14 protein-coding genes are annotated in these 13,121 nt (G+C 73.7%); 7 read left to right on the top strand and 7 right to left on the bottom strand.

Annotation, left to right across the window (positions count from 1 at the left end):
- Nucleotides 1-58: 58 nt before the first annotated feature.
- On the bottom strand, nucleotides 59-829 hold the full coding sequence (locus ACIQ9G_RS02800) for an MBL fold metallo-hydrolase (protein ID WP_403605250.1): 771 nt from the start codon (nucleotides 827-829) through the stop codon (nucleotides 59-61).
- A gap of 64 nt (nucleotides 830-893) precedes the next feature.
- Here ACIQ9G_RS02800 and ACIQ9G_RS02805 point away from each other — a divergent pair, with 64 nt between their 5' ends.
- Nucleotides 894-1,136: a DUF2277 domain-containing protein gene (locus ACIQ9G_RS02805; RefSeq protein WP_403605252.1), complete on the top strand. Its 243-nt coding sequence runs from the start codon at nucleotides 894-896 to the stop codon at nucleotides 1,134-1,136.
- 22 nt (nucleotides 1,137-1,158) lie between these two features.
- Here the strand turns inward: ACIQ9G_RS02805 and ACIQ9G_RS02810 are convergent, their stop codons facing one another.
- From ACIQ9G_RS02810 to ACIQ9G_RS02820, 3 genes are all read right to left on the bottom strand, one after another.
- Nucleotides 1,159-1,794 carry a DedA family protein gene (locus ACIQ9G_RS02810; RefSeq protein WP_403605255.1) on the bottom strand — a complete coding sequence of 212 codons (636 nt, stop codon included), beginning with the start codon at nucleotides 1,792-1,794 and terminating at the stop codon, nucleotides 1,159-1,161.
- Between the two features lie 312 nt (nucleotides 1,795-2,106).
- Complete coding sequence (locus tag ACIQ9G_RS02815; RefSeq protein ID WP_403605258.1) at nucleotides 2,107-3,765, bottom strand: alkaline phosphatase D family protein; 1,659 nt, start codon at nucleotides 3,763-3,765, stop codon at nucleotides 2,107-2,109.
- A 67-nt stretch (nucleotides 3,766-3,832) separates the two neighbouring features.
- Nucleotides 3,833-4,477, bottom strand: coding sequence for an HNH endonuclease family protein (locus tag ACIQ9G_RS02820; RefSeq protein ID WP_403605261.1), 645 nt, complete (start codon nucleotides 4,475-4,477; stop codon nucleotides 3,833-3,835).
- A gap of 402 nt (nucleotides 4,478-4,879) precedes the next feature.
- Between ACIQ9G_RS02820 and ACIQ9G_RS02825 the strand changes: the two genes are divergently transcribed.
- From ACIQ9G_RS02825 to ACIQ9G_RS02835, 3 genes are all read left to right on the top strand, one after another.
- Nucleotides 4,880-5,461 carry a TMEM165/GDT1 family protein gene (locus ACIQ9G_RS02825; RefSeq protein ID WP_403605264.1) on the top strand — a complete coding sequence of 194 codons (582 nt, stop codon included), beginning with the start codon at nucleotides 4,880-4,882 and terminating at the stop codon, nucleotides 5,459-5,461.
- A 176-nt stretch (nucleotides 5,462-5,637) separates the two neighbouring features.
- Nucleotides 5,638-6,303: an HAD-IA family hydrolase gene (locus ACIQ9G_RS02830; protein WP_403605267.1), complete on the top strand. Its 666-nt coding sequence runs from the start codon at nucleotides 5,638-5,640 to the stop codon at nucleotides 6,301-6,303.
- Nucleotides 6,304-6,765: 462 nt separating this feature from the next.
- Nucleotides 6,766-8,859 (top strand): DHA2 family efflux MFS transporter permease subunit, encoded by a 2,094-nt coding sequence (locus ACIQ9G_RS02835; protein ID WP_403605270.1) that lies wholly within the window; start codon nucleotides 6,766-6,768, stop codon nucleotides 8,857-8,859.
- A 22-nt stretch (nucleotides 8,860-8,881) separates the two neighbouring features.
- Here the strand turns inward: ACIQ9G_RS02835 and ACIQ9G_RS02840 are convergent, their stop codons facing one another.
- Nucleotides 8,882-9,373 carry a GNAT family N-acetyltransferase gene (locus tag ACIQ9G_RS02840; protein ID WP_403605273.1) on the bottom strand — a complete coding sequence of 164 codons (492 nt, stop codon included), beginning with the start codon at nucleotides 9,371-9,373 and terminating at the stop codon, nucleotides 8,882-8,884.
- A gap of 152 nt (nucleotides 9,374-9,525) precedes the next feature.
- Here ACIQ9G_RS02840 and ACIQ9G_RS02845 point away from each other — a divergent pair, with 152 nt between their 5' ends.
- Entirely contained in the window at nucleotides 9,526-10,209 is a 684-nt protein-coding gene (locus ACIQ9G_RS02845) for a hypothetical protein (RefSeq protein ID WP_403605276.1), read from the top strand.
- A gap of 227 nt (nucleotides 10,210-10,436) precedes the next feature.
- Nucleotides 10,437-11,237, top strand: coding sequence for a hypothetical protein (locus ACIQ9G_RS02850; RefSeq protein ID WP_403605279.1), 801 nt, complete (start codon nucleotides 10,437-10,439; stop codon nucleotides 11,235-11,237).
- Nucleotides 11,238-11,338: 101 nt separating this feature from the next.
- Here ACIQ9G_RS02850 and ACIQ9G_RS02855 read toward each other — a convergent pair whose 3' ends face one another.
- Nucleotides 11,339-11,749, bottom strand: coding sequence for a DUF1992 domain-containing protein (locus ACIQ9G_RS02855; protein WP_403605282.1), 411 nt, complete (start codon nucleotides 11,747-11,749; stop codon nucleotides 11,339-11,341).
- A 139-nt stretch (nucleotides 11,750-11,888) separates the two neighbouring features.
- Here ACIQ9G_RS02855 and ACIQ9G_RS02860 point away from each other — a divergent pair, with 139 nt between their 5' ends.
- On the top strand, nucleotides 11,889-12,281 hold the full coding sequence (locus ACIQ9G_RS02860) for a hypothetical protein (protein WP_392193111.1): 393 nt from the start codon (nucleotides 11,889-11,891) through the stop codon (nucleotides 12,279-12,281).
- 123 nt (nucleotides 12,282-12,404) lie between these two features.
- Here the strand turns inward: ACIQ9G_RS02860 and ACIQ9G_RS02865 are convergent, their stop codons facing one another.
- Nucleotides 12,405-13,076: an O-methyltransferase gene (locus ACIQ9G_RS02865; RefSeq protein ID WP_403605286.1), complete on the bottom strand. Its 672-nt coding sequence runs from the start codon at nucleotides 13,074-13,076 to the stop codon at nucleotides 12,405-12,407.
- Between the last annotated feature and the right edge of the window lie 45 nt (nucleotides 13,077-13,121).

Below are 13,121 nucleotides of genomic sequence, written 5' to 3' on the forward strand. Positions count from 1 at the left end.
GGGTCGGTGACCGGGCGTACGGTCGCGCCAGGCTCACGGCCGTACGCCCGCGCCGCGCCTACAGCCTGACCGACGCGCCCGGCGTGAGCAGGTGCAGGCGCTCGGTCAGCCCCGCGTCGGCGAACGCCTTCGTCAGGGCCGCCCCGTCCTCCGTGAAATGCCCCCAGTGCTCGAAGTGCAGCGGGACGACGTGACGGGCGCCGAGGATCCGCGCGGCCTCGGCCGCCTGCTCGCTGGTGAGGGTCAGCGTGGCGTCCGGGACGAGCGGGGTGCGGGCGGCGCCCGCGAACAGCAGCGCCACGTCGAACGGGCCCTCGCGGTCGGCGATCTCCCGGACCAGCTCCAGGGAGGCGTTGTCGCCGCTGACGTAGACCTTGGGCAGGCCCTCGCCGGACAGGACGAAGCCGGTGACCTCGCCGACCAGGGGCTCGGAGCCGGCCGGTCCGTGCAGGGCGGGGACGGCGGTGACGCGCAGGGTGCCGCCGCCGGGGCGCGGGAGGTCGGCGTGCTGCCACGCGGGCAGGGCCCGCACGGGGACGCCGAGACGGGCCTGTGCGGACGCCGTGGACAGGGTCAGCGAGGTGCCGGACAGGTAGGCGCGGCCGGCGCCGTCGAGGTTGTCCGGGTGCTGGTCGTGGGAGAGCAGTACGGCGTCCACCGGGCCGACGTCGGCGGGCGTGAGGGCCGGGGCGGCGGTCTTCACCAGCGCGCGGGAGCCGATGGGGTACTCCCCGGGCGCGTCGAAGGTGGGGTCGGTGAGCAGGCGCAGGCCGGCGAGCTCCACGACGGCGGTCGGCCCGCCGATGTAGGTGATCTCCACGGTGGTCATGTCCCGGCAATTTCCGGAGAGGCGGAGGTATTCCCTCCGGGGCCGGGGAGGGAGACTGGGGGGCATGTGCCGGAGCATCAAGACACTGCGTCCGCCCGCGTTGCCCGAGGAGGCCACGGAGGAGGAGATCCGCGCCGCCGCGCTGCAGTTCGTGCGGAAGGTCTCCGGGTTCCGGGCGCCCGCCGCGCACAACCGGGAGGTCTTCGACCACGCGGTCGACGCGATCACCGAGGCGACGGCGGAGCTGCTGGCGAGCCTGGAGGTGCGGGGGCGCGCCGCGTCACCGGGCCGGTCCGGGGCGGCGTAGCCGCGGGTCCTCCGCGGTGCGGCTACGCCGCCCGCGCCGGCTTCGGCTCGCGGCGCATGAGGTAGGTCGCGCCCGCGCCCGCCGCGAACAGTGCCGCCACCGACACCGCCGTCGCCAGCCAGGCCGCGCCCAGCCACCGGGTGCCGAAGTAGCCGAGGGCGACGCTGTACGTGGCCCAGGACAGGCCGGCCAGTGCGGACCAGGGGAGGAAGTCGCGGACGCGGCGGTGCGTGGCGCCGGCGCCGAAGGAGACGACCGAGCGGCCGGCGGGAGCGAAACGGGCGAGCACCACCAGGGCTCCGCCGCCCCGGGACAGGGCCGTGCCGAGTCGTTCCTGCGCCGTGCTCAGGCGGCGGGAACGGGATATCGCGCGGTCCAGACGCTCGCCGCCGCGCCAGGCCAGCCGGTACGCCACCAGGTCGCCCAGCACCGACGCCGTGGCCGCGCAGAGGGTCAGGGCGAGGATGTCGGGCACGTTGTGCGGGACGTGGCCCGTCGCCGCGCCCGAGCCCGCTGCCGCCGCCGTGGCCGCCGTGACGATCAGGACACCGCTGGGCAGGACGGGCAGGAAGACGTCGAGCAGGACGGAGAGCGCCACCACGACGTAGATCCACGGAGTGCCGGTGACCGACCCCACGCTCGCCAGACTCTCCAGCACCCAATACCCCCCGTGTCGCCCCCCGTGGACCGGACCGTGCCGTGCCGCGACGTCGCGGGGGAGCGGCAGGGGCGGCCTGTGAACAGCCATACAGCGTACGCCGAAGGTGTGACAGAAGGTTCACGGGGGGCTCGTGACTTCGGCACGGCCTTTTCACCGGCCGGGACGGTTCCGTCTGCCTTGGGTGCCCTCGCGCCGCCTGGCGCGCCGAGGAGGCCGAGGACGCGCGCTCCGATCACGCCCGGGAGCCGGGCGACGCCGCGGCAGTCGACGAGGCCGGAGGGGCCGGAGGGGCCGGAGAGGCCGAGGGGATCACCGGGTCAGCTCGGACTCCGCGACCTTCTCCAGCAGGGGCCGCCCGTCCCGTCCCGCCCGCGCCCGTTCCAGCCGCAGTCGTGCCGAACGGCCGCGCAGGGTCAGGGTCATCAGCTGGTTGCCGAACCAGGGTCCGCCCGTCCTGCGCCAGCTGACCGGCGGCCGTGGGCAGCGTCCGTGCCGGGCCAGCCGGCGGCCGAGGGCGCGGGCGACCGCGCTCCATCCGAAGCGGAAGCCGAGCCGTATCGACAGGGGCACCGAGTTGTGGACGGGGGAGCAGGTGAGCTGCAGGACCCGGGCGCCGGGGCCGCCGTGCCCGGCGGTGGCGGGCCACTTCGGTTCGGCGACATAGGCGTGGTGGACGTCCCCGGACAGCACGCACACCGTCGCGGGCGCCTCGGGCCCCGACCCGGCCTCGGCGATCAGGTCCGCCAGCTCCGCGAAGGACTCCGGGAACGCGGCCCAGTGCTCCAGGTCGGCGCCCCGCCGCAGCCGCTCCCCGTACCGCGCCCAGCGCGCCCCCCGCTCGCCCCGGCACAGCGCCGCGTTCCACGTCTCGGCGTCGTGCACCAGGTGCGGCAGCAGCCAGGGCAGCGAGGTCCCGATGAGCAGGTGGTCGCAGGAGCCGGGCTCGGCCAGCGCCTGTTCGCGCAGCCACCGCGCCTCGGCCGGATGGAGCATGGAGCGGCTGTCCTCGGTCAGTACCCGGGCCGCCCGCGAGTCCACCATCAGCACCCGCACCCGGCCGAAGTCGCGCCGGTAGCTCCAGCGGACGGAGGCCGGGTCGGTGTCGGCCTTGGTCGCGAAGGCGCGCAGGACGTCGGTGGCGTCGGGGGTGGACCGTACGGCCGCGTAGACCGGGTCGGAGGCCAGCTCGCCGGGGGAGAGGTTGCCCAGGTGCTGGTACACCCAGTACGACGTCAGGCCGCTCAGCAGCCGCTCCTGCCACCAGTCGGTGTCGCGCATGTCGGCCAGCCAGGCCGCGGAGGTGTTCCAGTCGTCGATGACGTCGTGGTCGTCGAAGATCATGCAGCTGGGCACGGTGGACAGCAGCCAGCGCACCTCCGGGTCCAGCCAGGACTCGTCGTAGAGGCGGGTGTACTCCTCGTAGTCCGCCACCTCGCCGCCCGGCGGATCGGACAGGTCCCGGCGGGCGGCGAGCCACTGCCGGGTCTCGTCGGAGGTCTCGTCGGCGTACACCTGGTCGCCCAGGAGCAGCAGGACGTCGGGGCGTTCGCCCTCGGGGGCGGCTGCGATCCGCGCGGCCAGGGTGTCCAGGGCGTCCGGGCCGACCTTGTCCCTGCCGTCGGCGGGCGGGGCGGCCCAGCGGCAGGAGCCGAAGGCGACGCGCAGCTCCCCGGGGGTCTCGGTGCCGGTGGAGGTGCGGATGACGGAGGGCGGGAAGGGTGTGCCGGGCAGCGGCCACACCCGCGTGCCGTCGAGGAGGACCTCGTAGGGCGTGGTGCTGCCGGGCGTGAGGCCGGTCACCGGGACGAGGGCGTAGTGGTGGCCCTCGATCTGGAACGTGCGGGCGGTGCCGCCGGCGCCGTCGGCGCAGCGGACCTCGGCCGCGCAGGGGCGGCTCGTCTCGACCCAGACGGTCGCGGACGAGCCGTCGGTGTACCTCAGCAGTGGTCCCAGGCGCAGTTCGTCCATGGTCTTCCCTTCCTCCGTCGCCCCGTACGGTACGGAACGACGGAGGCCGGCGGGGAGATCCAGACGGTCAGCAGTTGGCGAGGTAGCCCTGCAGCGCGCTCTTCTCGGCCGAGTCGACGGAGAGGTCGTAGTAGTACTTCACCTGCACCCAGGCGCGGACGTAGGTGCACAGGTAGGCCGAGCGGGACGGGACCCAGGTGGCCGGGTCCTGGTCGCCCTTGGCCTGGTTGACGTTGTCGGTGACGGCGAGGAGCTGGGGCCGGGTCAGGTCGTTGGCGAAGGCCTGGCGCCGGGAGGTGGTCCACTTGCTGGCGCCGGAGTCCCACGCCTCGGCCAGCGGGACCAGGTGGTCGATGTCCAGGTCGGAGGCGGCGGTCCAGGTGGCGCCGTCGTAGGGGGAGTACCAGCTGCCGCTGGTGGCCGCGCAGGAGGAGTCGGTGACGACGTTCGTGCCGTCGCGCTTGAGGACCGTCTCGCGGGTGTTGCAGGTGCCGCTGATGGTGATCCAGAGCGGGAACAGGTCGCGGCTGTAGCCGGTGCGGTTCTCGGTCGCCACGGTGAGCGAGGCGAGGTAGGTGCGGGCGGTGGAGGCGCTGACCGGGGTGGGGAGGGCGGCGGAGGCGTTCGGGCCGTTGAGGAGGCCGACGGTGCCGAGGAGACCGGTGAGCGCCGCGAGTATGCTCAGCCGTCGACGCGCGTAGAGCTTGGGCATGCCAACTCCTGTGGGGGTGTGGGGTGTTGGTGCACGAGCAGGGGAATGCTCGCGGCACCGTGTTGCGGAGAGGTGTGCGTTCGGTAAGAAGCTAATGACGCGTGCATGACACAACAAGGGGTGTGACGAGACTTACGGCCCCTTGGGGGCCGCCGGGGCGTCCCGTACGATGGACGGCGTTGAAGGGGAGTAGCTCTTCGCCGGACCGTCGACATACTGCTCAGCTCGCCTGAGCCGGCGCCCGGAGGCAGGCCTCGGACCACGGGGCCGGCCAGCGAGACCTTCGGCCAGCAGTGCACCCCCGTGCCGTGCGGCGCGGGAGCCCCGTGTGCTGCCGTGCCGAGGTGTCTCATCGCAGGTCACAGCACTCTCGGCGGGGCAGCCCCGACCGATTGAGGAATTTTGATCAGCATCACCGTCCTGGCGCTCGTCTTCGGCGTCGTCTTCCTGGCCGAGCTGCCGGACAAGACGGCCCTCGCCGGACTCGTCCTCGGCACCCGCTACCGCGCCTCGTACGTCTTCGCCGGTGTCGCCGCCGCCTTCCTGCTGCACGTCACGCTCGCCGTCGCGGCCGGCAGCGTGCTGACGCTGCTGCCGCAGCGGATCGTGCACGCGCTGACCGGCGTGCTCTTCCTGGGCGGCGCGGCGATGCTGCTGCTGAAGAAGGGCGACGGCGAGGAGGAGGTCCGGCGGCCCGGGGACCAGTCCTTCTGGAAGGTCGCCGGGACCGGGTTCATGCTCATCCTCGTCGCCGAGTTCGGTGACTTGACGCAGATCATGACGGCGAATCTGGCGGCCCGCTACGACGATCCGCTGTCGGTCGGCCTGGGTGCGGTGCTGGGCCTGTGGGCGGTCGCCGCCCTGGGCATCGTCGGCGGAAAGGCGCTGATGAAGCGGGTGCCGCTGACGCTCATCACCAAGATCGCGGCCGTGCTGATGACCGGTCTCGGGGTGTGGAGCCTGTACGAGGCCGTGGCGGGCTGAGCTGAACAGCGTGTGAAGGCTTGCCGAAGCCGGTGGCGGGAGGCGGGATCTATTTTGTACCGTGGAGAAACAAAGTGGCTCCCGCCCGTTTCCCCTGACCGGCGGGCGGGGCCGCCTTGTCCCTCGGGGCCCGTTTCCCCGGCCCCCACCTTCCCTGCCGCGCCCTGGAGCTGCCGATGACGGCCACCGCCGTGCTCACCGCCCGCGCCTGCCTGCTGGACATGGACGGCACCCTCGTCAATTCCGACGCCGTCGTGGAACGGATCTGGCGCCGCTGGGCGGATCGGCACGGGCTGGACGGCGACGAGGTGATGAAGGTCGTCCACGGCCGCCAGGGGCACGCCTCGATGGCGCTGCTGCTGCCGGACCGGCCGGTGGAGCAGAACCTCGCCGACAACGCCCGGATGCTCGCCGCCGAGACCTCCGACATGGACGGCGTCGTCACGATTCCCGGCGCCCCCGCCTTCCTCGCCGCGCTGCGGGACGGGGGCGTGCCGCATGCGCTCGTGACCTCCGCCGACGCGCCGCTGTCCACCGCCCGCATGGCCGCCGCCGGCCTTCCGCTGCCCGACGTGCGCGTCACCGCCGAGTCCGTCGGGGCCAGCAAGCCCGACCCCGAGGGCTTCCTGAAGGGCGCCGCGGAACTCGGGGTCGACCCCGCCGACTGCGTGGTCTTCGAGGACTCCGGCGCGGGCATCGCGGCGGGACGCGCCGCGGGGATGCGGGTGATCGGCGTCGGCCCGCGCGCCGGCCTCCACCGCCCGGACGCGCTGGTGCGCGACCTCACCGAGGTACGGGTGGAGCCGGCGGGCGACGGTGCGGTGCGGCTGCACATCGGTTGACGGGGGCGCTCGCGCGGGGCGGGGTGTCCCTCCCGGTCATCGCGTCTGCGCGTGGGGTCCCGGCGGTTCCGCGTCGGGCGGGGCCCGCTTGCGCTGGGCGGGGGCGTGCGGCCTTGGCCCGTCCGTCTGCCCGTCTGCCCCTGTGCCCGTCCGTCCGTCTGCGCGTCGGGTTCCGGCGTCTCCGCCTCGGGCGGGGCCGCTTGCGTGTAGCGGGGTGGCCGTCCCGCTTTCCCCCGACTGTCTCTCGGGGTCCCGGCCTCTCCGCCAAGGCCCGCGGGTCGCCGGTGTGCGGCGGGTGGTGGCCGCCCGAGTTCTCCCGTCTGCCGCTCGGGCTTGTCCCGCCTCCCCTCAGGGCGGTCTTCCCGAAGCCCCCGGAATGGCCGCGTCCAACAGGACTCGACAGGCCATAACGGGACACACCACTGACGATGGGAGAGGTCACGAGAGCCTCGGGAGGTCCACATGGCCGGGGATGCGCACGGTGTGCCGGGAGCCGCCGGCGAGGTGCGGGACGTACGTCCCTCACCCCCACCGCCGCCGCACGGCGCCGCCGTCGCCGAGCACGTCTCCGGCAACGTGCTGGTGTCGATCGGCGCCCTGCTCCTCGGCATGCTGCTGGCCGCGCTCGACCAGACCATCGTCTCGACGGCACTGCCCACCATCGTCAGCGACCTCGGCGGACTGGAGCACCTGTCCTGGGTGGTCACCGCCTACCTGCTGGCCTCGACCGCCGCGACCCCGCTGTGGGGCAAGCTCGGTGACCAGTACGGGCGCAAGAAGCTGTTCCAGACCGCGATCGTCGTCTTCCTGATCGGCTCCGCGCTGTGCGGCATGGCGCAGAACATGCCGCAGCTGATCGCCTTCCGCGCTCTGCAGGGCCTCGGCGGCGGCGGGCTGATGGTGCTGTCGATGGCGATCGTCGGCGACGTCGTCTCGCCCCGCGAACGCGGCCGCTACCAAGGGCTGTTCGGCGCGGTGTTCGGCGCGACCAGCGTGCTCGGCCCGCTGCTCGGCGGACTGTTCACCGAGCATCTGACCTGGCGCTGGGTCTTCTACGTCAACCTCCCCGTCGGCGTCGTCGCCCTCGCCGTGATCGCCGCCGCCCTGCACATCCCCCGCAAGGCCCAGCGCCACGTCATCGACTACCTCGGCACCGTCCTCATCGCCTCGGTCGCCACCTGCCTCGTCCTGGTCGCCTCACTCGGCGGCACCACCTGGGGCTGGGGTTCGCCGCAGGTCGTCGGCCTCGCGCTGCTGGGCGTCGTCCTCGCCTGCCTGTTCGTGGCCGTGGAGCGCCGGGCGGCCGAGCCGGTGCTGCCGCTGAAACTCTTCCGCGTCCGCACCTTCACCCTGTCGGCGGTCATCAGCTTCATCGTCGGCTTCGCCATGTTCGGCGCGATGACCTACCTGCCGACCTTCCTCCAGGTCGTGCGGGGCGTCTCGCCCACCATGTCCGGCGTGCACATGCTGCCCATGGTGTTCGGCATGCTGCTGGCCTCCACCGGTTCCGGGCAGATCGTCAGCCGCACCGGCCGCTGGAAGGTGTTCCCCATCGCGGGCACCGCCGTCACCACGATCGGCCTGCTGCTGCTCCACCGGCTCGACGAGCACAGCTCCACCGCCGCGATGAGCGGCTCCTTCTTCGTCTTCGGTCTGGGACTCGGCCTGGTCATGCAGGTGCTGGTCCTCATCGTGCAGAACGCCGTCGGCTACGAGGATCTCGGTGTCGCCACCTCCGGCGCCACCTTCTTCCGCTCCATCGGCGCCTCCTTCGGTGTCGCCATCTTCGGCGCGGTCTTCGCGAGCCGCCTCGGTGACAAGCTCGCCGCCGCCTTCGCGGGCCTGCGGCTGCCGGCCGGGGCCTCCCCGGACGCCCTCGCGTCCGACCCGCGCGGCATCGCCGCCCTGCCGCCCGCGCTGCGCCCGGCGGCCCTGCACGCCTACGCCTCCGCCATCACCGACGTCTTCCTCTACGCCGCTCCCGTGGCCCTCCTCGGCTTCCTGCTCTCGTGGTTCCTGAAGGAGGACAAGCTGCGCGGTTCGGTCACGGCACCGGACGTCACGGAGACCCTCGCCACCAACCCGGTCGAGCGGTCGTCGTACGACGAGGTGTGCCGGGCCCTGTCCGTGCTGGGCACCCGTGAGGGGCGGCGCGAGATCTACCGTGAGATCACCGAGCGGGCGGGCTACGACCTCCAGCCCGCGTCCAGTTGGCTGCTGCTGCGGATCAAGAAGTACGGCTGGGTCGAGCCGGCCGAGCTCGCCGAGCGCAGCCCCGTCCCGCTCGGTGTCATCCTCGGCGCCGTCCGCCAGATCGAGGAGCGGAGGCTGGGCGAGCGGCGGGGCCTCGACCTCGTCCTGACCGACCGGGGCCGCGAGGCCGCCGAACGGCTCGCCGCCACTCGCGAGGAGTCCCTCGCCGCGCTGCTCGGCGACTGGTGGGGACCGGACCGGCCGACCGATCTGGTGCAGCTGGTGAGGGAGCTGACCGACGAGATGTGCGGCTCCGACTCCGAGCGGCCGCACGACGTACGGGCGGTGACCCGGCTCCCCTGAGCGGGGGAGGTCCGGGAGCCCGTCAGATCAGCGGCTTGGTGAACCAGTGTTCGGCGTACCGGTCGTCGTTGTGCGGCGCGGTCTCCCGGTAGCCGAGGCGCGCGTACAGGGCGCGGGCCTCGACCAGGTCGCCGCGGGTGTCGAGGATCATCCGCCCGGCGCCGAACGCGCGGGCCGCGTCCTCGGCCGCGGCCACCAGGACGGCCGCGCCGCCCTTGCCGCGCATCTCCTCGTACAGGAAGACCCGGGTCAGTTCGGCGGTCGAGGCGTCCAGCAGCCGGACGCCCGCCGTACCGGCCGGCACGCCGTCGTGGCGCGCGACCAGCAGCCGGCCGCCGGGCGGCGCGAGGTCCGCGCCGGACCGTGCGGCGATCTCCCGCTCCAGCTCCCCGGGGTCCGTGCGGCGCCCCTCGTGCAGCAGGTACCAGCGGTCGCTGACCTCCGTGTAGTACGCCCGCCACAGCGCGGCGGCGACGGGGGAGTCATGGGGTTCCGGGCTCACGGTCCAGCTCATGGGCGCCATTGTCGGCAGCGGAGCTGCCGGGTCGGCAACCGAATAAGCGCGGCTTCCGCCCGGGCCGCCCGCTCGGGACCGTTTGTCGACTGTCTTCCGGGCAATCCGATCGAAGAACCGGCCAGTTGGGCCGAACACACCCGGAAGGCATCATGTCCACAGGTTTGATCATCGCTTTGATCGTGATCGTGGCGGCCGTCGCCGTGGTGGCGGGCGTCCTTGCCGTGCGTGCCCGGGGTCCGCACGGCGGACGGAACCTGAAACGGCGCTTCGGACCGGAGTACGAGCGGACCGTGGCCCGGCACGACGGCGACACGCAGGCCGCCGAGCGCGAGCTCGCCGCCCGGGTGGAGCGCCACGGCGACCTGCGGCTGCGGCCGCTGGAGCCGGCCGACCGCGAGCGGTTCGAGGCGCGCTGGACGGCCGTGCAGGAGCGGTTCGTCGACTCGCCGCGGGAAGCGGTGGCCGAGGCGGACCGCCTGGTCTCCGAACTGGCCGGTCACCGGGGCTACCCGGACGGCGGGCAGTACGAGGAGCAGTTCGCCGCGCTGTCGGTGCACCACGCCTCGCACGTGCACGGCTACCGGCGCGTGCACCGCGCCGTGCAGGCGCCGGTGGACGGTCCGCAGGAACGCCGCGCGAGCACCGAGGAACTGCGCGAGGCCCTGGTCGAGGCCCGCGCGCTGTTCGAGGAACTGCTCTCCACCACCGGCGGCGACACCGGCCGTCCGCACCGTGACACGACCGGTGCCGGCGACCGTCACGCCCCGGCCCGCACCAAGGGCGGCGCCCACCTTCCGTGGGCCCTCAACAGGCATCGGACGAAGGAGAGCTGAACGAGATGACCGATCTGACACCGGACAGGGATGCGGAGCGCCTGCCGAAGGGGGAGCGTCTTTCGAAGGGGGAGCGCCTGCCGGAGGGCGGGACGGCCGGGAGGGAGACGGCGGACGGCCGGGGCGCGACGACCGCCGCGGAGGCGGAGACGGCCGCGGTTCGTGGGGTTCCGAGCCGTGAGGAGCCCTCCGTGGGCCGTGCGGGGCTGAATCGTGAGGAGCCCTCCGTGGGCCGTGCGGGGCTGAACCGTGAGGAGCCTGTTACCGGCCGCGGCGCGGCGACCGGCGGGGAGACGGCCATGGGCCGGCCCGGGGCGGCCGGGGAGGAGCCGCTCGGTACGGCGGCCGGTGACGCGGGCCCCCGGCGGGGAGCCGCGACCGGCCAGGACACGGCACTCGGCGGGCACACTGCCTCCGGCCACGACACCGTGCCCGGCAAGGGCACGGCGCTCGGCGGGCACACCGCGCCCGGCCACGACACTGTGACCGGCGGTCGTACGGCGTCGGACGGGACCGCGGCGAGCGGCGTGGACGTGGACGGCATGGACGCCGTCGCGGGCCGGGGCTCCACGGCGGCCGCCCGCGAGGCCCGGCCGGGACGGGAGGACGACTTCTCCCCCTCGACGACCACGACTACGACGACGACAGCGACCGGCGCGACCGGCGCGACGGGCACGCACGGCGCGACCGGCCTGCACGGCACCACCGGCGCGCACGGCGCGCACGGCGCCGAGGGCACCGTCTCCCCGCTCCTCCCCGGTGACGAGTGCGACAAGATCGGCGCGCGGCTGCGGGAGACGGTCACCGGGTTCGTGGACAGGCCGCAGCACGCCGTCCAGGAGGCGGACCGGCTGGTCGAGGAGCTCGCGGCCCGCTTCACGGAGGCCCTCGACGAGCGGCGCAGCACCCTGCGCGCCGCCTGGCGCTCCGGCGGCGAGGGCACGTCCGGTACCACCCCCGACACCGAGCGACTCCGGCTCGCCCTGCGCGACTACCGCGAACTGGCCGACCGGCTGATGCACCTCTGAGAATCCGACGAACCCGAGCGGCGGAGGCAGGCGGCGGAGGCAGAACGCCGCACCCCCGCCGTTCGGGCACCCGGGCGCGGCACTCGCCCCGCCCGTCGCCTCTACCGCACCGCCCGGCCCCCGCGCCGCTCACGCCACTCCTGGACGACCTCCTCGACGTCGTACCGCTTGAGGCCGAGCGGGGGGCCGGGCGGCGGCTTGAGCATCATGTCGAGGATCTTGGCGTTGATGTCCGTGAGGATCTTCCGGACGATCCGCTCCGAAGGGGCCGCACGGGCGGCCGCGAGCGCGTCCTCGGCCTCCTTGCGCAGGGCGAGCGACGGCGGCAGGACCGACAGGCCCTCGCTGGCCATCTTGCGCTTGACCCACCACAGTTCCTCGTAGGAGGTGTCGCCGGGCAGCGGCTTGCCCGTCCCCGGCAGCCGGTCGAACTCGCCGCGCGCCTGCGCGTCACGGATCTGCTTGTCGACCCAGGACTCGAACGGCACACCGGGTGGCTTTCGCTCGGTCATGCGTCCATTGTGCCGGACGGGCCCGGGCCGGGCGATTTATCATGCCGCCGCGGTGCGCCAACCAGTCGCTCCGCCAACGGCATTGGCGCGGCTGAGCACGAGGAAGCGGCTCGGGCGCCCCGAAACACGAGGAGCGCACGTGCTCGAACTGACCATGGCCACCGTCTCCGGCGCGGACGAGGGTGCCACGGCCGGCATGCTCATGGCCGACGCGCCCAGCGAACCGGGCGCCGTGCTGCGGGTGGGCCGGGACCGGGCCGTGTGCCGGCTGGTGACGCCCGAGGACTGGCTGTTCGTCTCCCGGGTGCACCTGGAGTTCCAGTGCGGTCCCGACGGCGGCTGGCAGGTCACCTGGCTGCGCGGCTCCCAGGCGGACCCGTCCTCCGAGGTCAGACTCGTGATCGGCGAGTACGCCCAGGCCCTCGCCTACGGCGGGAGCGTCGGGCTGCCCCGGGGCGGCGCCGGCGAGATCGTCATCCAGGACCGCACCGGCCCACGCAGCGTCAACGTCGGCTTCTTCCACGAGGTGTGACGCCCGGGCGGGCCCCGGGCCGCCGCCGCGAGGGCCGGTGGCGCCGTCCGGCAGCGACCACGCCACCATCCGGCAGCGACCACGCCGCGGCCCGGCAGGGGCCGCGCCGACACTCGCCAGGAGTTACGCCACCACCCGGGCCAGCGCGAAGCCGTCGTAGCCCTTGCTGCCCACCGTCTGGATCGCCGTGCCCTGCAGTCGCGGGTGCGTGGCGATGAGTTCGAGCGCGGCCCGGGTGCCGCGCACGCTCGGGTCGGTGCTCGCGGGGTCGGTCACGCGGCCGCCCCGCACGACGTTGTCCAGGATGATCAGGCTGCCCGCGCGGGTCAGCTTCAGGGCCCACTCCACGTAGTGCGGGTTGTTGACCTTGTCGGCGTCGATGAAGACCAGGTCGAAGGGGGGCGGGTTCTCGTCGGCGAGCTTGGGCAGCGACTCCAGGGCCGGGCCCACCCGCACCTCGGCGATCCGGTCGACGCCGGCGTGGGCGAGGTTGCGGCGGGCGACGTCGGCGTGGTGGGCGTCGTACTCCAGCGTGACCAGGCGGCCGTCGGCGGGGAGCGCGCGGGCGAGCCAGATCGTGCTGTAACCGCCGAGCGTGCCGATCTCCAGGATGGTGCGGGCGCCCTGGATCTGGGCGAGGAGGTGCAGCAGCTTGCCCTGGTTCGGCGCGACGTTGATGTGTGGCAGGCCCTCCGCGTCGCTGTCGCGCAGCGCGGCCCGCAGTGCCTCGTCCTCGGGGGAGAGCAGCGCGGTGAAGTAGGCGTCGACGTCGTCCCAGAGCTGCGAGTCGCTCATGCACAGAGCCTTTCGTGCGACTAGTTAGATAATCTAAGTAGCTTC

Source organism: Streptomyces sp. NPDC096152 (assembly GCF_044763235.1).
Classification (GTDB): domain Bacteria; phylum Actinomycetota; class Actinomycetes; order Streptomycetales; family Streptomycetaceae; genus Streptomyces.